This is a genomic window from Achromobacter sp. 1011791174 (assembly GCF_059760925.1).
This window is the reverse complement of the sequence record NZ_JCBANH010000009.1, coordinates 32,961-55,373: the sequence shown is the minus strand read 5'-3', so window position 1 is coordinate 55,373 and position 22,413 is coordinate 32,961. Positions and strand designations below refer to the sequence as shown.

Here is a 22,413-nt window from a genome sequence, read left to right as displayed (position 1 = left end):
TGCTCATGCTCCCGATCCGCCCAGCGATTTGCCGCCGTCCACGAAAATGACCTGGCCTGTGATGAAGTCCATGTGCGGCGCGGCCAGGAAGGACACGGCATTGGCGATGTCTTGCGGTTGCCCGGCACGGCCCGTGGGCTGCAGCGCCAGTTGCGCGGCCAGCCGCTCGGGCGACAGGTTGCGCAGCAGCGGCGTGTCGATCAGGCCGGGCGCGATCGCATTGACCAGAATGCCGCGCGGCGCCAGTTCCATGGCCGAGGCGCGGGTATAGCCCACCAGCGCGGCCTTCGAGGCCACGTAGTGGGGATGGTTCTTCGCGCCCAGGTAGGCGCGCGAGGCGATGTTCACGATCTTGCCGCCCGGCGCCATGTCGCGCGCGGCTTCCTGCGTCAGCGTCGCCACGGCCAGCAGGTTCACTTCATACATGCGGCGGTAGTCGTCGCTGGACACGTCGAAGAACTTGCGCTCGTCGAACAGCCCGGCGTTGTTGACCAGCGCGGCCAGCGGCGCCAGTTCCCGCGCCAGCGCGCGGGTGGCGGCCTCGTCGGCCAGGTCGACGACGCGATGGTCCACGTCCAGGCCCTGCGCGCGCAGCGCGGCGGCCTCGCGCGCGGCCAGCTCGCCGTTGCGGTCGGCCATGATGACGGCGTAGCCGTCGCGCGCCAGCCGCTCGACGATGGCCAGGCCCATGCCGCTGGCGCCGCCGGTGACCAGGGCCTTGCCGGGGCTGGCCTTTGGCTCGCCGGCCGCCGCTGGCGTCGGACTCGATGCGTTCATGATGTCTCCTATACGGCGAGGTAGCCGCCGTCCACGGGCAGCACCACGCCGTTCACATAGCTGGCCATGTCCGAGGCCAGGAACAGGACCGGGCCGACGATCTCGTCGGCGCGGCCGGCGCGCGCCATGGGGGCGCGGCGCATGTACCAGTCGGTGCCGTGGTCCTGGGCGCGCTGGCCGGCCGTCATGTCGGTTTCCATCAGGCCGGGCGCGACGGCGTTGACCCGCACGCCATGCGGCGCCAGGTCGCGCGCCAGCACTTCGGTGAAGGAGCGCACGCCGCCCTTGGACACCACGTAGCCGGCGGTCGAGATGCCGCAGCCATAGGCGACGATGGAGCACAGGTTGACGATGGCGCCGCGCGCGGCCTTGAGCTGTTCGACGAAGGCGTGCGTGACGTTGAACGCGCCCTGCAGATTCACGCCCATGAGACGGTCCCAGATCTCGGGCGTTTGCGGATCGTCGAAGGCCGCGCGGGCGGAGATGCCGGCGTTGTTGACCAGCACGTCGATATTGCCGTGGCGCGCCGCGCAATCGGCGGCGAAACCGCGCACCGCATCGGCGTCGGTGACGTCCAGCGTGGCTTCGACGGCGCGGCCGCCGGCATCGCGGATGGCCTGTGCGCTGGCGGTGGCCAGCGCCGCGTCCAGGTCCGCGACGATCAGCCGCGCGCCCTCTCGCGCGAAGCCCGCCGCGATCGCCGCGCCCAGCCCGCGCCCGGCGCCCGTCACCAATACCAGCTTGTCTTGCATCGACGTCATCTCGTTCCTCCCGATCCACGCACCCACTTCAATACCGTTACCCAAGGCGCCGCGCGCCGCATGCCGCAGTCCTCTCCAAGCGCGGCCGCACGGATCCGGCTCCGCCGGTCCGTCGCGGCGCCCCCTTGGGGGGAGGCGCCGCAGGCGCTTCGGGGGACTAGCCGAGATACGCCTTCTGCACGGCCTCGTCCTCGGCCAGCGCGGCGGATTCGCCTTCGAGCGCCAGTTCGCCGTTCTCCAGGATGTAGGCGTAGCTGGATACCGACAGCGCCAGTTTCACGTTCTGTTCCACCAGCAGGATCGTGATGCCCTGCTCGCGGTTCAGGCGCAGGATGATCTCGAAGATCTGCTCCACCACCAGCGGCGACAGCCCCATGGACGGCTCGTCCAGCAGGATCATGCGGGGCCGCGCCATCATGGCGCGGCCGGTCGCCAGCATCTGCTGCTCGCCGCCGGACAGCGTCGCGGCCTTCTGCTCCAGGCGCTCGCGCAGCCGGGGGAAGGTGTCGCAGACGATGTCCAGGTCGCCCTTGATGGCGCCGCGGTCGCGCCGCAGGTAGGCGCCCATTTCCAGGTTCTCGCGCACGCTCATGTCGCGGAAGATCTCGCGGCCTTCGGGCACCTGCACGATGCCGCGTCCGACGATGGCGTCGGCCGGCAGGCGATGAATGGCCTCGCCGGCGAAGCGCACGCCGCCGGCGGTGGGCGCGACCAGGCGCGAGATCACGTTCAGCGTGGTGGACTTGCCCGCGCCGTTGGCGCCCAGCAGCGCCACGATGGCGCCTTGCGGCACCTTCAGCGACACGTCCTGCAGGGCGCGGATATTGCCGTAGGCGGCCGATACCGCCTCGACTTCAAGCAGATAGTCAGTCACCGGCGGCTCCCTTGCCCAGATAGGCTTCGATGACGCGGGGGTTGCTGCGCACCTCCGCGGGCGTGCCCTCGGCGATCTTCTCGCCGAAGGACATCACCGTGATGCGATCCGAGATCGACATGACCAGCTGCATCACGTGCTCGACCAGCAGCACGGTGATGCCGTCGCGTTCGCACAGCTCGGTCAGCAGGCGGTCTAGCGTCTCGATCTCGCGGTTGCGCAGGCCGGCGGCGGGTTCGTCCAGCAGCAGCAGCTTGGGCGAGATCGCCAGCGCGCGGGCCAGTTCCAGCATCTTCTGGCGGCCGAAGTCCAGGCTGCACGCCGGCGTGTCCAGGAAGTCGGCCAGGCCGACGCGTTCGAGCAGGTGCTCGACGCGCTCGCGCGCCTCGGCGCCGGCGGGACGCAGCAGCGCGCCGGCCGTGGCCGCGCCGTGCGCGTAGGTGCCCAGCAGCGCGTTCTCGCGCACCGACAGCGCGCCGAACAGCTCCAGGTTCTGGAAGGTTCGCGCCACGCCCAGCGCCGCCATTTCATGCGGCTTCTTGCGCGTGATGTCGGCGCCGTCGAAGCTGATGCGGCCGCTGGTGGGACGGTAGTAGCGCGAGATGCAGTTGAAGGTGGTGGACTTGCCGGCGCCGTTCGGGCCGATCAGCGCGTGGATGCGGCCGCGCTCGACCTGCATGGACAGGCCGTTGATCGCGGTCAGGCCGCCGAACTTGACGGTCAGGCCCTGCACCTCGAGGTGGGGGTGCTGGCTCATGCGGCGCTCCCTTGCTTGGTCTTGGCGGCAACCACGGCGGACGCCGCCGCGCGGCGCGCGCCTTGGCGGCCGGCGAACAGCCCCTTGGGAGCGAACATCATGAAGCCCATGAGAATCACGCCATAGATGATTTCCTGGAACGACAGCGCCTGGCGCAGCAGTTCCGAGATCAGGCCGAAGATCAGCGCGCCGGCGATGGCGCCGCGCACCGAGCCGATGCCGCCCACCACCACCATGGTCAGGATCAGGATGGTGGTCTGGAAGCCCAGGCTTTCGGGATGGATGAAGGAGGCGAACAGCGTGTACATGCCGCCGGCGATGCCGGCATAGGCCGCCGACAGCGTGAAGGCCGCGCGCTTGACGGCGTTGACGTTCACGCCCATGGCCTGCGCCGCCACGTCGCTCTCGCGCACGGCGCGGAACGCCGAGCCCAGCTGCGAGCGCGACAGCAGCACGGTGGTCCACAGCAGCAGCGCGGCGATCAGCACGACGAAGGGATAGGCCTTGATGTCCGACACCAGCTCGTAGCCGAACAGCGTGGCCGGCGAGATGCGGAAGCCGTTCGAGCCGTTGGTGACGGCATCCCAGTTCAGGAACACCCACTGCATGGCCTCGCCGAAGGCGAAGGTGGACAGCGCCAGGTAGATGTCGCGCATGCGCAGCGCCAGCGCGCCGATCACATAGCCCATCAGGGCGGCCAGCAGGCCGCCGGCCACGATGGAGACGAAGAAGGGCGGATGCCAGAGGTTGTTGATCAGCCCGGCCGTGTAGATGCCCACGCCGTAGAAGGCGGCGTGCGACAGCGCGAACTGGCCGGTCTCGCCGATGACCAGGTGCAGGCCCAGGGCCAGCACCACGAACACCAGCAGCAGGTTGACGACGTAGATGACATAGCCGCTGGCGAAGAAGGGCAGCGCGGCCAGCGCGATGGCCATCAGCGCCAGCAGGGCGTGGTCGATGCGGTTGGTTTTCATACTTTCTTCACCTGCAGTTTGCCGCCCAGCAGGCCTTGCGGACGCAGCAGCAGCACGACCATGATGGCGACGAAGGGCGCGACCACGATGGCGTTGGTGGAAATGAACAGGCCCACCAGGTTCTCGGCCACGCCGATCACGAAACCGCCGACCACGGCGCCGGGCAGGCTGGTGATGCCGCCCACGATGGCCGCGGCATAGGCCAGGATGGCGATGTGGCCGATGTCCGGGGTGATCAGGATCTTGGGCGTGATGAGCAGGGCCGCCACGGACGAGATCAGGCCAGCCAGCGCCCACACCAGCATGCGGATGCGGGCCAGGTTCACGCCGGTCAGGCGCGCCGCCTTGGGATTCATGCCGACGGCGCGCATGGCGCGGCCGACGCGGGTGTAGCGGAACATGCAGAACAGCAGCAGCATCACGGCCACCGCCACGGCGAAGATCACCAGGTCCAGCTGGGTCAGCACGGCGTCGCCGATGATGATGGCGTCGGTGGGCGCCAGCGGCGGCAGCGAGCGCGGCGTGTCGCCCAGGCCGCTCTGGCGCACCAGGCCCTTGAGCGCGTAGGCCAGGCCCAGCGTGGCGATCACCAGCTGCACGCCCACGCCCTTGGACGCGATCACGCGCTCCATCACCACGCGCTGGAACAGCGCGGCCACCACGGCCACCGCCAGCAGCGTGACGGGAATCACGACCAGGTAGGGCCAGCCCAGCACCAGGGTCAGGAACAATGCGATGTAGCCCCCGACCATGAAGATCTCGCCCTGGGCGAAATTCGGCACGTCGGTGGTCTTGAATACGATGACGACGGCGACGGCCAGCAGCGCGTACACGCTGCCCGTCACCAGTCCCGACAGCACCCCCTGCTGCAGGAACAACCAGATATCGGCAAAACTCATGATGGTCTCCGGCGGCCCGCGCGATGCTGCGCCATCGCGCGGGCGCTGCCCGTGTGATTAAGGCTGGTACTGCCAGACGCTCTTGAAGGCGCCCGGGACCAGCGACATGCTGGTGCCGTCGAACTTGATGTAGATGGCCGATTCCTGAGCGGCGCGGTCATTCGGGCCGAACTCGATCGGACCCGCCATCACGCCGGAATCGAACTTCATGGTTTCCAGCGCGGCCAGCACCTTCTCGCGGGTGGGCTGCGGGCCGGCGGCCTTGAGCGCGTTGACCACCGCCATCGCCGGCGGGATGCCGTAGGGCATGTAGGTCTGCGGATGGCCGGGCTTGGCGGCGAGGTCGGGATAGGCCTGTTTGTACATGTCGTAGACCCAGGTCAGCTTGGGCCCGCCGGGCAGGTCGGACAGCACGTCCTGGATGTAGACGTTCTTGAAGGCGTCCTTGTTGCCGACGTTCTCCACCAGCTGCTTCAGGTCGGCGGTGCCGTTGACGGCCAGCACGATGGGCTTGTTCCAGCCCAGTTCCTGCGCCTTCTTGATGATCAGCGCGGCCGGACGGGCGTAGGTGGTCAGCAGCAGCACGTCGGGATTGGCCGCGCGGATCTTGAGCATGGGCGCGGTCACGTCGGTGATGTTCGGGTTCACCGACTGCACCTGCAGGTCCACGCCGCCCAGCTGCTTGGCCTGGGCGCGCGCGGCTTCCAGGTTCCAGCCGCCGTAGGCGTCATCGTGGTTGATGTAGCCGACCTTCCTGGCCTTCAGGTGTTCCGAGGCGAACTGCACCATCGAGCCGCCCACGGCGTGCTGCGAGATCGAGAACGCGCCGTAGATGTACTTGGACGGCGGATACAGCGCGCCGTCGCCCGAGGCGTTCAGCATCAGCAGCGGAATCTTCTCGCGCTCGACGTATTCGCGCGCGGCCACCACGGCGGCCGAGCAGGAGCCGCCGTTCAGCATGAAGACCTTGTCCTGTTCGGTCAGCTTCTTCACGGCCGCGACCAGGTCGTTGGCGTTGCAGCGATCGTCCTCGATCACCAGCTCCAGCTGGCGGCCATGGATGCCGCCTTCCTTGTTGATCTTGGCGTAATACATCTTGGCCGCGTTCATCACGTCGAAGCCGTAGGCCATGCCGGCGCCGGACAGCGGCGCGAACACGCCGATCTTGATGGTCTTGTCGGTGATGCCCGGTTCCTGCTGGGCCTGGGCGCCGGTGGCGACCGCCCACGCGCAAAGCGCGGCGGCGGCGAAGCGACTGCTGGTCTTCATGGTTGTCTCCCGTTGCTGATCATTTTTTTGCCGTCAGGACCGTCCACGCCGGATGCTGCCCTGTGCGGCGGGCATGGCGCGAAGCGGACCGGGACTGGCGCTGGTCTGGGTACTGGCCTGGGTACTGGGCGGACATGCCGCCAAATTCGAACGACTGCGTGGAACGGCCGGGTGTTGCTACTGCATGCGGTAGCCGCCGTTGACATCGATGATGCTGCCCGTGATGTAGGCGGCGTCTTCCGAGGCCAGGAAGCGGACGGCGGCGGCCACGTCCTGCACGGTGCCGATGCGGCCCAGCGGGATGGCCTGCGCGGCGGCGGCGAGCGCGCCGCTGCTGGTGACGGTGCTGCGCAGCATGTCGGTGTCGATCAGGCCCGGGGCGATGCCGTTGACGGTGATGCCCAGGTGCGCGGATTCGCGCGCCATGGCCTTGGTCAGGCCCAGCACGGCGGACTTGGCGGCGATGTACGAAGCGCTGGAGCGGTAGCCGCCCAGCTGCGCGGCCACCGAGCTGAAGGTGACGACGCGGCCGTGCGGCACCGGCGCGGCTTCGCGGCGGCGCAGGAATTCGCGTCCGCACAGGAACACGCCGCGCGCGTTCACGGCGAAGCTGCGTTCCCAGATATCCAGCGTGGTGTCCTTGATCAGCGGGCGTTCGCCGTTGTCCTGGAACAGCAGCAGGCCGGCGGCGCTGACCAGCACCGAGATCGGGCCGTGGCGCGTCTCGATGTCGTCGAAGGCCGCCATGACCGAGGCTTCGTCGCTGACGTCGAAGGCGCGCGCGTCATGCGGCGCGCCCAGTTCGTCGGCCACGCGGCGCGCGCGGCCGGCATCCACGTCCGACACCACGACCCGGTAGCCGGCCTGCGCCAGCTCCTGGCAGATGGTGGCGCCGATGCCGCCGCCGCCGCCCGTGACCAGGGCAAGACGGGAAGCGGCGCCCGCGGCGGGCGTGGATACATTGGACATGCTGTCTCCTGGCGATCGTGCCGTCCGCCTGGGAAACGGCAACGGCGGCTTTAAATTTTTTGCGATTATGTATACATGCTGGTCGCGCATATATAAGGGCTTTCCCTGATCTTGCTTTGAGGGAAATCAGTCTTCATTGGGGAATTCACTGGGGAAAGCCCTGATGCGAACCCGGTGGCGGGAACGTATGTATTCTTCATGTATACAATGCGGCATGGATACGCTATCTCAACACGTGACCGACACGCTGCGGGACTGGGTGCTGCACGGCAAGTTCAGCCCGGGCGCGCGCCTGGAGGAAATCCCGCTGGCCGAGAAGCTGGGCGTGTCGCGCACGCCGGTGCGCGCCGCCCTGGCGACGCTGGGCAACGAGGGCCTGCTCGAACACCTGCCCAAGCGCGGCTACACGGTGCGGGCCTATGACATCGGCGAGATCGTGGCGGCCTACGAGGTGCGGGCCGCGCTGGAAGGGCTGGCCTGTCGCCAGGCGGCCATGCGCGGCCTGTCGAACGACGCGGTCGCGACCCTGCGCAATTGCCTGGACGAAGGCGACCGCATCCTGGGCAAGGGCGTGCTGCTGCCCGACGACCACATGCCGTACCAGCAGGTGAACATCACGCTGCACAACAGCATCCTGGAAGCCGCCGGCAATCCCTGGGTCAGGCGCTTCGCCACGCAGGCCCAGGCCATTCCCTACGCGTCGGACCGCATCGTCCTGTGGGAAGACCACGGCATCATCCTGCGCTCGCACGATGACCACCACCGCATCGTCAACGCCATCATCGGGCGCGACGGCGCGCGCGCCGAGGATCTGATGCGCGAGCATGTCTACTACGCCGGCATCATCCTGAAGAACAACTACGAGAAGCTGGGGCCGGCCGGAGCCAAGCCGGGCATGGCGCAGCTGGGCGGACGGGTCTGAGCGCCGGGGCTGATGCGCGGCGTCCCGCTACGCCGCATCCCGATACGTCACGCCCCGTGACGGCAAGCCCCGGGTCGGGGATCTAGCCTTCCTGCGCCACCTGGCGCAGCGCCTGTTCGAACACGCCCGTCGGCTGGCCGCCGGACACCAGGTACTTGCCGTTGAGGATCACCGACGGCACCGACGTGATGCCGCGATCGCGCCATTGCGCCTCCTCGGTCCTGACCGCATCGGCATAGCGGCCGGACGCCAGCACCTCGCGCGCCTGCGCCTCGTCCAGGCCGGCGTCGGCCGCCGCGCGCGCCAGCACCTCGGCGTCGCTCGTGTCCAGGTTGTCGTCGTGATAGACCGCCAGCAGGCGCTTCTTAAGCGCGACCTGCAGGGCGGGATCCTGCAGCCCGGCCCAATGCAGCAGCCGATGCGCGTCGAAGGTGTTGTAGGAGCGGTTGTCGTCGGCCATGCGCATCGGCATGCCGACGGCGGCCGCGCGCTCGCTGATCACCTTGCGGTTGGCCTGGATGCGCTCGCGGTCGTAGCCGTACTTGGCCATCAGGCGCTCGATGGTGTTCTGTCCGCCCTTGGGCATGTCGGGGTTCAGTTCGAAGGGCCGGAAATGCAGTTCGACCTCGGCCTCGCCGCGCAGCCGCTCGATCGCGGCCAGCAGGCCGCCCAGGCCCACCGCGCACCACGGGCAGGCCACGTCCGAGACGAAATCGATGCTTATCTTTGCCATGGAACGCTCCGGAGAATGTGGGCTGGGCGCGGCCGGGCATGAAAACCGCCGCGCGGCAATGCGGAAAATGGAAAATTGTTGCCCATGGGGCAGAGGAGTACAGTACACCTTCCTGTCAGGTGCATCCGATAAAGTAAACCGCAGTGTTTTACTGGAAAGGACAGATCACCGTGGAATCGCCCTCCTCAGGCACCCCGGCCCCGGATCCTTCCGAGACCGACGCGCAGGTCGCGCTGCCGCGCCGCCGCGCGCTCATGCTGGGCCTGGCCGGCGTCGCGCTTGAAGCCGGACTGCTGGCCTATCCCTCCCTGCTCTGTGCTCAACCCGCCGCGCAACCGTCTGCCGCGCCCGTGGCCGACGATGGTTTCCTCGCGCTGTCGCGCGCGCTGACCGACCACGCCCACCTGAACCCCGTCACCGCGCGCCGCATGCGCGACGCGCTGGAGCGTTCCGGCGTGCGTCAGGCCGGCGACTGGCCCAGGCTGGCCGCGCTGGCCGCCAGCCATCCCACCGCCGACGCGCTGATGGCCGCGGCCAGGCAGGCCGGGCTGCAGGACCTGGCCAGCGACATCGTCGCCGCCTGGTACACGGGCACCGTGGGACGCGGGCCGACCGCCGTCGTCGTTGCCTATGAAGAGGCGCTGATGTACCAGCCCGTGCGCGACGCGCTCACCGTGCCCACCTATTGCAGCTATGGCCCGCTCTGGTGGACGGCGGCCCCGCCGGATCCGGCGTCCATGCCGCCCGAGCCTCCCCTGATCGCTTCACCTGGCGCAACCCTATGAGACAAGCAGAATTCTCCGCCGACGGCGACGCGCGCGCGGACATCGTCGTCGTCGGCTCGGGCGTCGTGGGCGCGATGATCGCGGACCAGCTGAGCGCCCGCGGCCACTCCGTGCTGATCCTGGAGGCCGGCCTGCGCATCGAGCGCGCCCAGGCCGTGGAAAACTGGCGCAACATGCCCTTCGCCAATCGCCTGGGATCCGATTTCCAGGGCCTGTATCCACAGTCCCCGCTGGCGCCGGCGCCGCTGTATTTCCCGGAAAACAACTACGTTCACCTGACAGGTCCCAGCGGCAGCGGCTTCAAGCAGGGCTATCTGCGCACCGTGGGCGGCACCACCTGGCATTGGGCGGCGTCCTGTTGGCGCCACCTGCCGGTGGACCTGCGCATGCAATCGGCCTACGGCGTGGGCCGCGACTGGCCGATCTCATACGAGGAGCTGGAGCCTTACTACCTGCAGGCCGAGAACGAGATGGGCGTGGCCGGTCCCAACGATCCCGCGCAGCAATCGCCGGTCGAGCGCAGCGGTCCCTATCCGATGGACATGGTGCCGTGGGCCTATGGCGACCAGCGTTTCGCCGACGTGGTGAACCCGCATGGCTACCGCTCGGTGCCCATTCCGCAGGGCCGCAGCACGCGGCCCTGGCGCGGCCGTCCCACCTGTTGCGGCAACAACAATTGTCAGCCTATCTGTCCGGTCGGCGCCATGTACAACGGCATCCATCATGTCCAGGCGGCCGAGGAGAAGGGCGCCATCGTGCTGCCGCAGGCCGTGGTCTACAAGATCGACACGGACGAGAACAATCGCGTCACCGCCGTGCACTGGTACGACCAGGCGCGCAAGTCGCACAAGGCCACCGGCCGGCATTTCGTGCTGGCCTGCAACGCGCTGGAAACCCCGCGCCTGCTGCTCATGGCCGCCAATGAACGCAACCCCGCCGGCATCGCCAATTCGTCTGACCAGGTGGGCCGCAACATCATGGACCACTCGGGCTTCCATTGCTTCTTCCTGGCCAGCGAACCGCTCTGGCCGGGACGCGGCCCGGCGCAGAGCAGCTGCCTGGTGGGGCCGCGCGACGGCGCCTTCCGTTCGGCCTATTCGGCCAACAAGATGATCCTGAACAACATCACCCAGGTCGCGTCGGCCACGCAGGCCGCCATGGACATGGGCCTGGCTGGCAAGGCGCTGGACGCCGAGATCCGCCGCCGCGCCGCGCATGGCGTGGACCTGTCGATCAGCCTGGAGCCGCTGCCGGACCCCAACAACCGCCTGACCCTGAGCAAGACGCGGATGGATCCGCTGGGGCTGCCCTGTCCGGACGTCAACTACGACGTGGGCGACTACGTGCGCAAGGGCGCCGAGGCCGCCCATGCGCAGCTGCGGCATATCGGCACGCTGTTCCAGGCCACCGAATTCCGCATCACGACACAGCTCAACGCCAACAACCACATGATGGGCAGCGTCATCATGGGCGCCAATCCCAAGGACTCGGTGGTGAATGGCGACTGCCGCGCGCACGACCACGACAATCTCTGGCTGCCGGGCGGCGGCGCGATGCCCTCGGCCAGCGTGGTGAACAGCACCTTGAGCATGGCCGCCCTGGGCCTGAAGGCCGCGGCGGCCATCGCCAAGCAGATGGATGCCGCCGCATGATGCCCGCCGCCCGCTCCGCGCATGTCGTTTCCGATCCGGGTTCCCCGCGCCCGCGCGCCTGGCTGCGCCTGGGCCTGGGCGCGGCGCTGTGGCTGGGGCTGGCCGCCGGCGCCGCCGCGCAGGCGCCGGCCGAGGCCGACGCGCGCCTGCTCGAACGCGGCCGCTCGCTGGCCATCGCCGCCGACTGCCTGGCCTGTCACACGCAGGCCGGCGGCGGCAAGCCATATGCCGGCGGCTATCCCATCAACAGTCCGCTGGGCGTCATCTACGCCAGCAACATCACGCCGTCCAGGACGGCGGGCATCGGCGACTACAGCGAGGCGGATTTTGCCCGCGCGCTGCGCGAGGGCGTGCGCAAGGATGGCGCCCGGCTGTATCCGGCCATGCCCTACACGTCCTACACCTTGATCACCGACGAGGACATGAAGGCGCTGTACGCCTATTTCATGAAGGGCGTGGCCCCGGTGGATGAACCCGCTCCCGTCACGCGGCTGCCGTTCCCGTTCAGCGTGCGGGCCTCGATGCTGGGATGGAACCTGTTATTCCTGGACAACCGGCGCTACACCCCGGATCCGTCCAAGAGCGAGCAGATCAACCGTGGCGCCTATCTGGCCAATGCGCTGGCGCATTGCGGCAGCTGCCATACGCCGCGCAACGCGCTCATGGCCGAGGACGCCGGCCGCGCGCTGGGCGGTGGCCCCGTCGGGCCGTGGTACGCGCCGAACATCAGCTCGGATCCCGTCGCTGGCATCGGCGGCTGGTCGGAGGACGAACTGGTGCAGTACCTGCGCACCGGCCGCGTCGCCGGCAAGGCCCAGGCCGGCGGCATGATGGCCGAGGCGGTCGAGAACAGTTTCCAGCACATGCCCGAGACGGACCTTCGGGCGATCGCGGCCTACCTGAAGAGCACCGCGCCGGTCGGCCCCGAGCCCGCGGCGGACAGCAAGCGCCCGGCCGGGACCGCCTATGACCAGGGCCGCGCGGCCAGCGACGAGGCGCGGCGGCGCGGCCTGGACAGCCAGACCGCCACCGCCAGCCTGAAGTCCGGCGCCGCGCTGTTCAGCGGCTATTGCGCCAGCTGTCACCAGTCCAGCGGCGCGGGCAGCGCCAACCAGGCCTATCCCTCGCTGTTCCACAACACGGCCACCGGCGCGGGCACGGCGGCCAACCTGGTCGCGACCATCCTGTACGGCATCGACCGCAATGTCGGCGATCAGCACGTGCTGATGCCGCGCTTCGATCAGAAGTCCTATGTCAATCCGCTGACCAACCAGCAGGTGGCGGACATTTCCAATTACGTGCTGGCGAGCTACGGCAATCCGGATCTGCGGGTCACGCCCGCGGACGTGCAGCAGTCCCGCGATGGCGGCCCCGTGCCGCTGCTGGCGAAGGCCCAGCCTTATCTGGTGCCGGGCGGCGTCGCCGTCCTGGTGGTGCTGCTGCTTCTGCTGCTGGCGTGGCGGCGGGTGTGCAGGCGTCGGTCGCGCTAGGAGGGCCGGCTGTCCTTCTACGAAGCCAGCATCGCTGCGGCGGCGATCGGAGCAGGTTGCCGTACGCTTTACAGTGAAGACATGAGCCACGGGCAGATCCTCGAGGATGGCCTGACGATAACGAATCCGTTCCGGGCGCCGCGACCGTGAGAGTGATATCGAACGCAAAAATTCGATATTTCTATTTTTGGATTCTTGTTTGCTCGAGCATTAACGAGGTATTGAGATACTTCCCCGACAGCAGCGTTGCTTGTCACCGTCGTTCGAGCTATATACTCGGCCACCTCCATGAAAATGAATAAGAATCGTGAACGACGTAGCGCCGTATTCCGCTCGCATACGCCGCATGGTTTTTGTCCTGGGCCTTGGCGTGCCGGTGGCTATGGCGATCATCGCGCTATGGCAATGGCAGCGCGTTGGCGCCTTGCCGACGGTGCCGGTGACATCCTTGCGTTATTACGGGCAGCGCAGCCCGTGGGTGCATGACGCGCTGGCGCTGCTGGCGCCCTTGACGCTGTTGCTGGGCGTCCTGGCGACCGCGTCCTTCTGCGCGGCGCTGGTGGCGATCCGCCGCGCCACGGCGCGGGCCATGCAGTCGCGCGACGCACTGATGCAGGCCTTCGAGAACGGCCGCCGCTGGCTGCCGAAGTTCATGCTGTCGCAGACCGTGCTGGTGTTCGGCGGACTGATCACCCTGCTGAGTTTCGAAGCCATCATCATCCTGAGCCGGCCGGGCGTGTCGGACGGCGGCGTCAAGCTGGGCGTGTTCCTCGCCATGGTCGCGCTGGCGCTGGCCTGGTACGGCTTCAAGATGCTGTATGGCGCGCTGCGCCAGTCCGAGCGCCAGGGCGAGCCCGAGCCCATTCTGCTCATGGGCCAGTCGCTGGCGCCGCATCAGGCGCCGCGCCTGTGGGAGTTCGTGCGCGAGATCGCCAAGCGGACAGACGCGCGCGCGCCCGACGCGGTCGTTGTCGGCCTGAACGAAGGCTTCTTCGTCACCGAGCATCCGGTGGCGCTGGTCAGCGGCCAGCCGGTGCCCGAGGGGCGCGTGCTGTACCTGCCCTTGCCCTATATGGCTTTCCTGGACCGCGCCCAGGTGTCCGCGGTGATCGCGCACGAGCTTGGCCATTTCACCGGCGAGGACACGGGCTACAGCCTGCGTTTCGCGCCCATTTACCGCAGCTTCCTGGACAGCATCTACGCCATCGCTAACGAGCACGACGAGAAGGACGACGGCTCGCGCGCCTGGGTCGCCGCGCCGGTCACGCTGTATGGCAAATGGTTCCTCGCCAGTTTCGAGGAAGCCATGCATCACTGGAGCCGCGAGCGCGAGCTGGCGGCCGACGCTTTCGGCAGCCGCATCGCCGGCACGGAATCGTCCGCGCTGGCGCTGCTGCGCATTTCCGGGCTGCACCGGATCGTGGACGCGGCGCTGGCGCACAACCAGCAGGCGCCGGCAGAGGAGCGCGGCGGCGTGCTGAAGATGGTGCGCCGGCTGGTCGCCGAGCACGGGCTGGATGACCCGCAAGAGCGCCTGCAGGACCAGCAGGCGCATCCGCTGGACAGCCACCCGTCGCTCAAGCAGCGCCTGGACGCGCTGGGCGTGGCCATCACGCCCGAGCTGCTGGCCCGCGCGCGCGATCCGCGCGACGCCGCGCTGCTGGTCGAGCTGGGGCTGGAATCGGCCGTGTCCGCTTGAGCGCCGGCAACCGCGCTGCGCAGGTTTCGCTGATCCCATCCGGAGACGTCATGAATGACATCGCATCCTCGCTGGAACAAGAATTCACCACGCATGCGCAAGCGGACCGCGACGCGTATATCGCAGAGCTGAAGCGGCTGGAGGCGGCCGGGCGCGGCAGCGTGGAGATTACGCCGCATTCGGTCGGACTGCCGGTGCTGTTCGGCGGCGCGGGCGCCGCGGTGCTGTATGGCGCGCTGTCTTCCCGTCATCTGACGACGATGGAAGTCCTGCTGTTCTCGTTGCTGGGTCTGGCGCTGCTGTCCAGCCTGTGGATGATGTTGGGCCCGCGCGAGCCTTGCTACACCCTGTGCGAGGAAGGCATACGGGTGCGCGGCGGCGACCTGACGCCCTGGGACAGCATTTCGGACTGGCGCGTCAATGAGACCCGCTACTCCTTCCTGCCCATTTCCGTTGCCTTGGTGCTGAACTACGAGGCGGGTTTCACGCCGCCGCCGCTCAAGCGTCCGTTCTCGGTCGGCGTGACGCGCCACAATCGCAAGACGGGCGAGTACGTGACCGACCTGACGCTGTACACCGGCCCCAAGGGCATGAGCGTGGCGCAGCTGACCGAGCGCATCAACGATTTCCACATGGCGGCGCAGGCGCGCGCCGAACTGGCGCGCCTGGGCTGATCGACAGGGAACACTGGCGGGCCCGGCAGGCGCGCCGCAAGGCGTCCGATCGCCGCGAGCGCGGCGGCTTGCCCCACGGCGCGTCGGGGCCGGTCCGGCTCCGACGCCCGCGACCACGCAGGCTTACTTCGTGACGCCGTTTTCCACGCAGGGGTGGAATTCGCCGCTGTCCTTGTCCAGCAGGAACAGCACGCCGGTGGCGACGCCGAAGTAGGTGCCGTGCAGTTCCAGCTCGCCGCTTTCGACGCGGCGGCGGATGAAGGGGAAGGTCAGCAGATTGTTCAGGCTCTGCTTGATCACGGCCAGTTCGAGGCGCTTGAGGTCGGCGTTGCGGTCGCCGGTGGATTCGCCCAGGCCTTCGGCCACGGGCTCGATCTGGGTCATCCACTTGCGGATGAAGTCGCCGCGGCTCAGCGGCTTGGCGTCGTCGTAGAACGCGCGCACGCCGCCGCAGGACGCGTGGCCCAGCACCACGATGTGCTTGACGTTCAGGCCGTTGACCGCGAATTCGATGGCGGCGCTGGTGCCGTGGTAGGACGATTCGGTATCCGGGTCACAGGGCGGCACCAGGTTGGCCACGTTGCGCACCACGAACATCTCGCCCGGTCCGGCGTCGAAAATCAGTTCCGGGGCGACGCGGGAGTCGCAGCAGCCGATGATCAGGATTTCCGGGTTTTGTCCGGTTTCCGCCAGCTTCTGGTAGCGCGAACGCTCGGCGGGGAAGCGGCCGTCGAGGAAGGATTGATAGCCGTCAGCGAGTCTTTTGGGGAACATGGTTTTCACATCCTAATAACTGGGCCAGGGAGACTGGCGAGCCGACAGACGCAAGAAGGGGCTTCGCGCGGAAGCCCCTGTCATCGAGTCGGCAATGCCAATTTTCCCATAAGTTGGGTCCCTCCCGAAGCGCCTTTGGCGCTCCCCCCCAGGGGGCGCCGCTGCGGACCGGCGGAGCCGGATCCGCGCGGCCTGGCTTGGGGGGGCGCGCTACGTGGCGGGCGCGGTTGCAGATGCCTGCAAGATAAAAGGGTCGCATTGACGCATGGGCTACCAGGCCTGCACGTCCAGCGCCGTCACCCGCGCCGCCGGCAGCGGCGTGACTGCCCGCACCAGCCGGATCTGTCCCGGCGCCAGCGGTCCCGTCACGCCGTCCTGCACCCGGCCGATCTCGCGGCCCTGTTCGTCGTACAGCACGAAGGTCAGCATGACGCTGTTGATGGGGCGGGCGGATTGATTGGCGAGCGAGCCGGTGATGGTGGAGCCGTTCTGGGCGTCGCGCACGGTCTGGATATTGCCCAGCGTGACGCCGTAGGCCAGGCTTTGCGCCGACGCGCCGCCGCCGGCCAGGCAGGCCAGCGCGGCAAGGAAGGCTAGGGCGGTTTTCATGGTCGTCTCCTTTCGGGGCTCGCCGCGGCGGGCAAGGCGCGCTGTGTCGCGGCGTTTCTATCTCACACCTTTACGCCCCGGCGCACAACGGGTGGCGAGGGGCAATGGGTAACAGGTTGCGAGGGTTGCACCCAGATTCGACAGGGGATGGCGCGGCTGCATCCGAATGTCTCCGGCTTGCGGGCATTCTAGCGTCGCCGGCGTGTCGCGGCGAGGGTGCGCGCCCGCCGCGTTTGTCTATGATCAGCCGGACGCGAGGCGGTCGTTTTTCAGCTGCCAGACAGCTGGCGGGCGCCCCTGGCGCCTTAGCGTTTTTTAACTTCTTACGCTCTTGCGAAGCCCTGGTGTTTGCCCGATGATGAGCACGCCGGCGCCTTGTCCGGCGGACCGTGCGGCCCGATCCCGCGCCCCTCGGGCGCCCCGGGCGCTCAAAGAGAGGAATCCATGTTTTCCCGCACCAGCCAGCTGGCTTCGGCCTTAGTCCTTTCCGCTTGCTTCGCCGGGGCCGCGTTCGCGCAGACCGCCGCGCCCGCCGCCGCCCAGCCCGCCAAGACCCCCACGCCGCAGCAGCAGCGCATGGCCGACTGCAACAAGTCGGCCGAGGGCAAGAAGGGCGACGATCGCAAGACCTACATGAGCGCCTGTCTGAAGGGCGAGCAGCCGGCGCCGGCCAAGCAGCTCACGCCACAGCAGCAGAAGATGAAGGACTGCAACGCCAAGGCCGGCGAGCAGAAGCTCACCGGCGACAAGCGCAAGACCTTCATGAGCACCTGCCTGAAGGGCTGAGCGCCTGCGCTTCAAACGCAACCGGGCCGCGCAAGCGGCCCGGCGTGTTTGTGGCGGTCCATTCCGATCCGGCGCGCAGCCGCGCGGGTGTCCGAGCCGGAAGGACGCGCCGCCTCAGACCGTGGCGATCGGCGTCACCGGCGAGCCGATGGCGTGCGGCAGGCGCAGCGGCGGCGCGGTCAGCATGAAGCGGTGGCGGCTATTGGCGCGCAGCCAGTCGGCCAGGTCCTTCAGGTACCACAGCTCGGCCAGCGGCAGGCCCAGCTTGAACAGGCAGTGGTGGTGCAGCGGCAGCATGGGCCGCGGGCCGCTGCGCTCGCGCGCGGGATAGGCTTCCACCGCGTAGTTGTCGGCGCAGATGGCGGCGATGCCGCTGTCGGTGATCCACTGCAGCAGCGCCTCGTCGGTGCCGTCCAGCGCGGCGCCGTAGCTGTGCAGCGTGTCGGCGTCGGGCTGGCCGTTCATGGCGACCACGGCCTCGGCGTAGCCGGTGCGCAGCACCAGCATGTCGCCCGGCTCGATCTCGATGCCGTCGGCCTCGATCACGCGCATCAGCTCGGCGTGGCCGATCAGCGTGCGGCCGGCGCCGTAGTGGCGTTCCAGGTCGACCAGCACGCCGCGTCCCTGCATGCCTTTCTGCGCCAGGTGCTCGATGCCCAGCTTCAGCGCCGCCGACGGGCCGCCGCTGTCGCAGCCGCAGCCCGCGTGGCTGCCGTCGGCCGGGCCGATCACGTCCACGCCGGCGGCATAGCCGTTGTAGTAGCGCAGCTCGGGCCGGCCGTCGCCGTCGGCGTCGAACAGCGCGCCGACGTGGGCCAGCGCGTCCCATTGCGTCGAGTACTGCATGGACAGCAGCACCTGGTCGTCGCTCAGCACGTCCAGCGCGTCGGGATTGACGTTGCGCAGCGGGAAGTTCAGGTAGGGCGTGTCGCGCAGCCGCGTCGGGCTCAGCTGCGGCGGATGGCGGCGCGGGTTGAGCACGTTGCCGCCGGGCAGGTCCAGCGGCAGCGACAGGCAGAAGGTCTTGCCGGCGCGGATCTCGCGGGCGCCCTTGAGCACCTGTTCTTCGGTGATGAGGTTGAGGCGGCCGAGTTGGTCGTCGGGGCCGAAGTCGCCCCAGTTCGAGCCCTCGGGCCGGTGTTTCCAGCGTTGCATGCGGTGTCCTCCGGGATTCACTGGGCCAGCAGGAAGCCGAGCACGGCGCGGTTGAATTCCTCGGGCCGTTCCCAGTTGGAGATGTGTGACGTGTCCAGCTCGACGTAGCGCGCGCCGGGGATGGCGGCGGCCAGCTCGCGGCCCTGGGCCGGCGTGGCGGCCAGGTCGTGGGTGCTGGAGATGACTAGCGTGCGCGCGCGGATGGCGGCGACGCGGTCGCGGTAGTCGGCGTCGCGCAGCGCGGCGCAGTTGCGCGAGTAGCCGGCGTCCGGCGTGCGGCGCAGCATGTCCACCAGCACCTGCGACAGGCCCGGCTCGGCGGCGCGGTAGCCGTCGGTCAGCCAGCGCTCGACCAGGGCCGGCGCCATTTTTTCCAGCGTCTGTTCGGCCACGGCGTTGATGCGCGTGGTCCAGCCTTCGGCCGAGCCGATGCGGGCGGCCGTGTTGCACAGGATCAGGCTGTCGACCCGTTCCGGGTGGGCCAGCGCCAGCGCGATGCCGGTGGGGCCGCCCATGGACAGGCCGCAGAAGTGGGCGCGCGCGATGCCCAGGCTGTCCAGCAGCTCGGCGATGTCGCCGGCCAGCTGTTCGAAGCGGTATTCGCCGTCGGGGATCGAGGACTTGCCGTGTCCGCGCGTGTCGTAGCGCAGCACGCGGAAATGCTTGCTCAGCTCAGGCACCTGGCGCGCCCACATGTCGGCGCAGGTGCCCAGCGAATTGGACAGCACCAGCACGGGCGCGTCGGCGGGGCCGTCGATGACGTAGTACAGCCGGGCCTGGCTGAGATCGGCATAAGACATGGATGTTCCTCGAGGGTGAAGCCGGACGGCGGCGATGCCGTCCGGCGCATGGGGTGGCCGCGCCGCGCGGGCGGGCGGCGGGCTTACAGGTGGCAGACGCCGTCGACGTAGGCCTTGCGCCAGCGCGTGATGGCCACGCGCTCGAACAGGCCGGCCTGGGCGAAGGGATCGGCGTCGATGAACTGCTGCGCGGCTTCGCGCGTGTCCAGGTCGACCAGGTACAGGCCGCCGCCGGCATCGGCGCCGTCGTCCTGCAGCTTGGCGCCGCAGGCCAGCAGCAGGCCCTTGTTGGCGTCCAGGTATTCCAGGTGCGCGGCGCGCTGCTGCTGGCGCACGGCCTGGTGGCCGGGCTTGTCGAAGGTCTCGATGATGTAGGGCATGGCGGCTTCGCCTCAGATGGCCGAGGGATGACGCGCCAGCGCCGTCACCTGGATGTCCATGTACGGGAACAGCGGCAGCGAGGCCAGCAGGGTGTGCAGCTCGTCGTTGCTTTCCACGTCGAAGATGCTGACGTTGGCATAGCGGCCGACCACGCGCCACAGGCTCTTCCACTTGCCGTCGCGCTGCAGCTGTTGCGCCAGGGCCTTTTCGTCGGCCTTGAGCTTGTCGGCGCGCTCGGCCGGCATGTCGACGGGCAGATTGACTTGCATTTGAACCATGAACAACATGATGGATTCTCCGGGTTGCGGCCCCGGCATCGCGGAGCCTGGTCGGGCCGCGCGGCGCGGCCCGGGGTGTCGATAAAGGGCGCGGGCGCGTTGGCCCGGCCCGGGTTCAGTTCGCGAACTTCAGCGGCAGGCCGGTCAGGCGCAGCAGCTCGTCGGGCGTGACGCCGCCGAACAGGTCGGTCACGGTGACGCCGTCGGCGCGGATGTCGAACACCGCCACGTCGGTGTACACGCGCGACACGCAGCGCACGCCGGTCAGCGGGTAGGTGCAGGCCTGCACCAGCTTGCTCTGGCCTTCGCGGGTCTGCAGTTCCATCATGACGAACACGTCCTTGGCGCCGATGGCCAGGTCCATCGCGCCGCCCACCGCGGGAATCGCGTCGGGGGCGCCGGTGTGCCAGTTGGCCAGGTCGCCGTGCTGCGACACCTGGAAGGCGCCCAGCACGCAGATGTCCAGATGGCCGCCGCGCATCATGGCGAAGGAATCGGCATGGTGGAAGAAGGCGCAGCCGGGCAGCTCGGTCACGGGCTGCTTGCCGGCGTTGATCAGGTCGTAGTCCTCTTCGCCCTTGGCCGGCGCCGGACCCATGCCCAGCATGCCGTTCTCGGTGTGCAGGATGACTTCGCGGTCGGCCGGCAGGTGGTTGGCGACCAGGGTCGGCAGGCCGATACCCAGGTTCACGTAGGCGCCTTCGGGAATGTCGCGGGCGACGCGCGCGGCGATCTCGTCGCGGCTCAGTTTGTTTTGGCTCATTGCTGTTCCTTGGCGGCCGGGGCGGCGTCGATCCGCACCACGCGTTGCACGAAGATGCCGGGGGTGACCACGTTCTCGGGATCGAGCTCGCCCAGTTCGACGATCTCGCGCACCTGCGCCACGGCCACGCGCGCCGCGCTGGCCATGATGGGGCCGAAGTTGCGCGCGGTCTTGCGGTACACCAGGTTGCCCCAGCGGTCGCCGCGCTCGGCCTTGATCAGCGCGTAGTCGGCGTGCAGCGGGTATTCCAGCACGTACTGGCGGCCGTTGATTTCGCGGGTTTCCTTGCCCTCGGCCAGCGGCGTGCCGTAGCCCGTGGGCGTGAAGAAGGCGCCGATGCCGGCGCCGGCGGCGCGGATGCGCTCGGCCAGGTTGCCCTGCGGCACCAGCTCCAGCTCGATCTTGCCGCTGCGGTACAGGCCGTCGAAGATCTGCGAGTCCACCTGCCTCGGGAACGAGCAGATGATCTTGCGCACGCGGTTCGCGCCCAGCAGCGCGGCCAGGCCGGCGGTGCCGTTGCCGGCGTTGTTGTTGATGATGACGAGGTCCTTGGCGCCCTGTTCGAGCAGCGCGTCGATCAGCTCCATCGGCTGGCCGGCCGTGCCGAAGCCGCCGATCATGACGGTCGCGCCGTCGGGTACGTCCGCCAGGGCGGTCGCCGCGTTGGCAACAAGCTTAGAGATCATGGTGTTCGCTCATAGGTGGCATGTCATAATTTGTTCTTCTATAGAACATTCGTTCTTCTGAAGAACATCGTTTCATGGGGCCGACGCGAGCGTCAAGGCGAGCCGGCACGGCGTCGTCCCCAGGATTTTCATAGGTGGCAGCAGACCGATGGCCGAGCAGGACGCCCAGCAACCCAGCGACAGCTACGTGCAATCCTTCGCGCGCGGCCTGTCCGTGATCCGGGCGTTCGGCCCCGACCGCGCGCAGATGACGCTGTCCGAAGTCGCGGCCGTGACCGGCCTGACGCGCGCTGGCGCGCGCCGCATCCTGCTGACGCTGGAGCACCTGGGCTACGTCACCGTCGAGGACCGCAGGTTCGCGCTCACGCCGCGCATCCTGGAGCTGGGCTACGCCTACCTGTCCGCCACGCCGCTGTGGAACCTGGCGCTGCCGTACATGGAGGAAGTGGCCGAGCAGACGCGCGAGTCGTGTTCCGTGTCGGTGCTGGAAGGCGCCGACGTGGTCTACATCCTGCGCCTGTCCACGCACAAGGTCATGACCATCAACCTGGCCGTGGGCAGCCGCCTGCCGGCCTGGGTCACGTCCATGGGCCGCGTGCTGCTGGCCGGCCTGCCCCCGGCCGAGCGCGACCGCGTGCTGGCCATGAGCCAGATCCAGGCCTACACGCCGCACACCGTCACCGACGTGGCGGAACTCAGGCGCCTGCTGGACGGGGTGCGCGCCGACGGCTACGCCTGCGTGGCGCAGGAGCTGGAGCCGGGGCTGCAATCGGTGGCCGTGCCCATCGTCGACCGCAGCGGCCGCGTGATCGCGGCGATGAACGTCAGCGGCCACGCCAACCGCTACACGCGCGAAGCGATGCTGGAAGCCTTCCTGCCGCCGCTGCGCCGCGCCGCCGACCAGATCAACCACGCGCTGCTGCGCCGCTAGGCGGCGCGGGCGGGA

Annotated in this window: 25 protein-coding genes; 8 read left to right on the top strand and 17 right to left on the bottom strand. The window is 68.7% G+C overall.

Going from position 1 to position 22,413, the window contains the following annotated elements; translation table 11 throughout:
- Window positions 1-3: 3 nt before the first annotated feature.
- The 8 genes from AC6LJ5_RS05355 to AC6LJ5_RS05320 all read right to left on the bottom strand — a co-directional run bounded on the left by AC6LJ5_RS05355 (window position 4) and on the right by AC6LJ5_RS05320 (window position 7,280).
- The gene (locus tag AC6LJ5_RS05355) at window positions 4-777 is read right to left on the bottom strand and encodes an SDR family NAD(P)-dependent oxidoreductase (protein ID WP_498139981.1); all 774 of its coding nucleotides are present in this window, start codon (window positions 775-777) and stop codon (window positions 4-6) included.
- 8 nt (window positions 778-785) lie between these two features.
- Window positions 786-1,538, bottom strand: coding sequence for an SDR family NAD(P)-dependent oxidoreductase (locus AC6LJ5_RS05350; RefSeq protein ID WP_103271349.1), 753 nt, complete (start codon window positions 1,536-1,538; stop codon window positions 786-788).
- Window positions 1,539-1,695: 157 nt separating this feature from the next.
- The gene (locus tag AC6LJ5_RS05345) at window positions 1,696-2,412 is read right to left on the bottom strand and encodes an ABC transporter ATP-binding protein (protein WP_498139980.1); all 717 of its coding nucleotides are present in this window, start codon (window positions 2,410-2,412) and stop codon (window positions 1,696-1,698) included.
- Window positions 2,405-3,169 carry an ABC transporter ATP-binding protein gene (locus AC6LJ5_RS05340; protein ID WP_498139979.1) on the bottom strand — a complete coding sequence of 255 codons (765 nt, stop codon included), beginning with the start codon at window positions 3,167-3,169 and terminating at the stop codon, window positions 2,405-2,407. The genes AC6LJ5_RS05345 and AC6LJ5_RS05340 overlap by 8 nt, the downstream gene beginning before the upstream one ends.
- The gene (locus tag AC6LJ5_RS05335) at window positions 3,166-4,143 is read right to left on the bottom strand and encodes a branched-chain amino acid ABC transporter permease (RefSeq protein WP_498139978.1); all 978 of its coding nucleotides are present in this window, start codon (window positions 4,141-4,143) and stop codon (window positions 3,166-3,168) included. Before AC6LJ5_RS05335 ends, AC6LJ5_RS05340 begins: the two co-directional genes overlap by 4 nt.
- On the bottom strand, window positions 4,140-5,042 hold the full coding sequence (locus AC6LJ5_RS05330) for a branched-chain amino acid ABC transporter permease (protein ID WP_103271345.1): 903 nt from the start codon (window positions 5,040-5,042) through the stop codon (window positions 4,140-4,142). The genes AC6LJ5_RS05335 and AC6LJ5_RS05330 overlap by 4 nt, the downstream gene beginning before the upstream one ends.
- Before the next feature lie 57 nt (window positions 5,043-5,099).
- Window positions 5,100-6,311 carry an ABC transporter substrate-binding protein gene (locus AC6LJ5_RS05325; RefSeq protein ID WP_392408974.1) on the bottom strand — a complete coding sequence of 404 codons (1,212 nt, stop codon included), beginning with the start codon at window positions 6,309-6,311 and terminating at the stop codon, window positions 5,100-5,102.
- A 177-nt stretch (window positions 6,312-6,488) separates the two neighbouring features.
- A complete protein-coding gene (locus tag AC6LJ5_RS05320; protein ID WP_212319080.1) occupies window positions 6,489-7,280 on the bottom strand; it encodes an SDR family NAD(P)-dependent oxidoreductase in 792 nt (263 codons plus the stop codon).
- 214 nt (window positions 7,281-7,494) lie between these two features.
- On the opposite strand from AC6LJ5_RS05320, the gene AC6LJ5_RS05315 reads away from it, so the two are divergent.
- Window positions 7,495-8,202 (top strand): GntR family transcriptional regulator, encoded by a 708-nt coding sequence (locus AC6LJ5_RS05315; protein ID WP_103271342.1) that lies wholly within the window; start codon window positions 7,495-7,497, stop codon window positions 8,200-8,202.
- A gap of 82 nt (window positions 8,203-8,284) precedes the next feature.
- Here the strand turns inward: AC6LJ5_RS05315 and AC6LJ5_RS05310 are convergent, their stop codons facing one another.
- Entirely contained in the window at window positions 8,285-8,935 is a 651-nt protein-coding gene (locus AC6LJ5_RS05310) for a DsbA family oxidoreductase (protein WP_498139977.1), read from the bottom strand.
- A gap of 170 nt (window positions 8,936-9,105) precedes the next feature.
- On the opposite strand from AC6LJ5_RS05310, the gene AC6LJ5_RS05305 reads away from it, so the two are divergent.
- From AC6LJ5_RS05305 to AC6LJ5_RS05285, 5 genes are all read left to right on the top strand, one after another.
- Window positions 9,106-9,720 (top strand): sugar dehydrogenase complex small subunit, encoded by a 615-nt coding sequence (locus AC6LJ5_RS05305; RefSeq protein ID WP_498139976.1) that lies wholly within the window; start codon window positions 9,106-9,108, stop codon window positions 9,718-9,720.
- Complete coding sequence (locus AC6LJ5_RS05300) at window positions 9,717-11,372, top strand: GMC family oxidoreductase (protein WP_103271340.1); 1,656 nt, start codon at window positions 9,717-9,719, stop codon at window positions 11,370-11,372. The genes AC6LJ5_RS05305 and AC6LJ5_RS05300 overlap by 4 nt, the downstream gene beginning before the upstream one ends.
- Window positions 11,369-12,862 (top strand): c-type cytochrome, encoded by a 1,494-nt coding sequence (locus tag AC6LJ5_RS05295; protein ID WP_498139975.1) that lies wholly within the window; start codon window positions 11,369-11,371, stop codon window positions 12,860-12,862. Before AC6LJ5_RS05300 ends, AC6LJ5_RS05295 begins: the two co-directional genes overlap by 4 nt.
- Window positions 12,863-13,208: 346 nt before the next feature.
- Entirely contained in the window at window positions 13,209-14,561 is a 1,353-nt protein-coding gene (locus tag AC6LJ5_RS05290; RefSeq protein ID WP_498139974.1) for a M48 family metallopeptidase, read from the top strand.
- 50 nt (window positions 14,562-14,611) lie between these two features.
- Window positions 14,612-15,235, top strand: coding sequence for a hypothetical protein (locus AC6LJ5_RS05285; protein ID WP_498139973.1), 624 nt, complete (start codon window positions 14,612-14,614; stop codon window positions 15,233-15,235).
- A 123-nt stretch (window positions 15,236-15,358) separates the two neighbouring features.
- Here AC6LJ5_RS05285 and AC6LJ5_RS05280 read toward each other — a convergent pair whose 3' ends face one another.
- Both AC6LJ5_RS05280 and AC6LJ5_RS05275 read right to left on the bottom strand, forming a co-directional pair.
- On the bottom strand, window positions 15,359-16,009 hold the full coding sequence (locus AC6LJ5_RS05280; RefSeq protein ID WP_103271337.1) for a carbonic anhydrase: 651 nt from the start codon (window positions 16,007-16,009) through the stop codon (window positions 15,359-15,361).
- A 270-nt stretch (window positions 16,010-16,279) separates the two neighbouring features.
- A complete protein-coding gene (locus AC6LJ5_RS05275; RefSeq protein WP_103271336.1) occupies window positions 16,280-16,618 on the bottom strand; it encodes an FxLYD domain-containing protein in 339 nt (112 codons plus the stop codon).
- 444 nt (window positions 16,619-17,062) lie between these two features.
- Between AC6LJ5_RS05275 and AC6LJ5_RS05270 the strand changes: the two genes are divergently transcribed.
- Entirely contained in the window at window positions 17,063-17,404 is a 342-nt protein-coding gene (locus AC6LJ5_RS05270) for a PsiF family protein (RefSeq protein WP_103271335.1), read from the top strand.
- 114 nt (window positions 17,405-17,518) lie between these two features.
- Here the strand turns inward: AC6LJ5_RS05270 and AC6LJ5_RS05265 are convergent, their stop codons facing one another.
- The 6 genes from AC6LJ5_RS05265 to AC6LJ5_RS05240 all read right to left on the bottom strand — a co-directional run bounded on the left by AC6LJ5_RS05265 (window position 17,519) and on the right by AC6LJ5_RS05240 (window position 21,467).
- Window positions 17,519-18,559: a cyclase family protein gene (locus tag AC6LJ5_RS05265; protein ID WP_498139972.1), complete on the bottom strand. Its 1,041-nt coding sequence runs from the start codon at window positions 18,557-18,559 to the stop codon at window positions 17,519-17,521.
- Window positions 18,560-18,576: 17 nt separating this feature from the next.
- Entirely contained in the window at window positions 18,577-19,359 is a 783-nt protein-coding gene (gene pcaD, locus AC6LJ5_RS05260) for a 3-oxoadipate enol-lactonase (RefSeq protein ID WP_103271333.1), read from the bottom strand.
- Between the two features lie 83 nt (window positions 19,360-19,442).
- On the bottom strand, window positions 19,443-19,739 hold the full coding sequence (locus AC6LJ5_RS05255; protein ID WP_103271332.1) for a YciI family protein: 297 nt from the start codon (window positions 19,737-19,739) through the stop codon (window positions 19,443-19,445).
- Window positions 19,740-19,751: 12 nt separating this feature from the next.
- Window positions 19,752-20,027, bottom strand: coding sequence for a muconolactone Delta-isomerase (catC, locus tag AC6LJ5_RS05250; RefSeq protein ID WP_212315556.1), 276 nt, complete (start codon window positions 20,025-20,027; stop codon window positions 19,752-19,754).
- A gap of 106 nt (window positions 20,028-20,133) precedes the next feature.
- Window positions 20,134-20,781 (bottom strand): 3-oxoacid CoA-transferase subunit B, encoded by a 648-nt coding sequence (locus AC6LJ5_RS05245; RefSeq protein ID WP_103271330.1) that lies wholly within the window; start codon window positions 20,779-20,781, stop codon window positions 20,134-20,136.
- Entirely contained in the window at window positions 20,778-21,467 is a 690-nt protein-coding gene (locus tag AC6LJ5_RS05240; protein WP_103271329.1) for a 3-oxoacid CoA-transferase subunit A, read from the bottom strand. The genes AC6LJ5_RS05245 and AC6LJ5_RS05240 overlap by 4 nt, the downstream gene beginning before the upstream one ends.
- Before the next feature lie 148 nt (window positions 21,468-21,615).
- Here AC6LJ5_RS05240 and AC6LJ5_RS05235 point away from each other — a divergent pair, with 148 nt between their 5' ends.
- The gene (locus AC6LJ5_RS05235; protein ID WP_199770937.1) at window positions 21,616-22,398 is read left to right on the top strand and encodes an IclR family transcriptional regulator; all 783 of its coding nucleotides are present in this window, start codon (window positions 21,616-21,618) and stop codon (window positions 22,396-22,398) included.
- The last annotated feature ends 15 nt before the right edge of the window (window positions 22,399-22,413 follow it).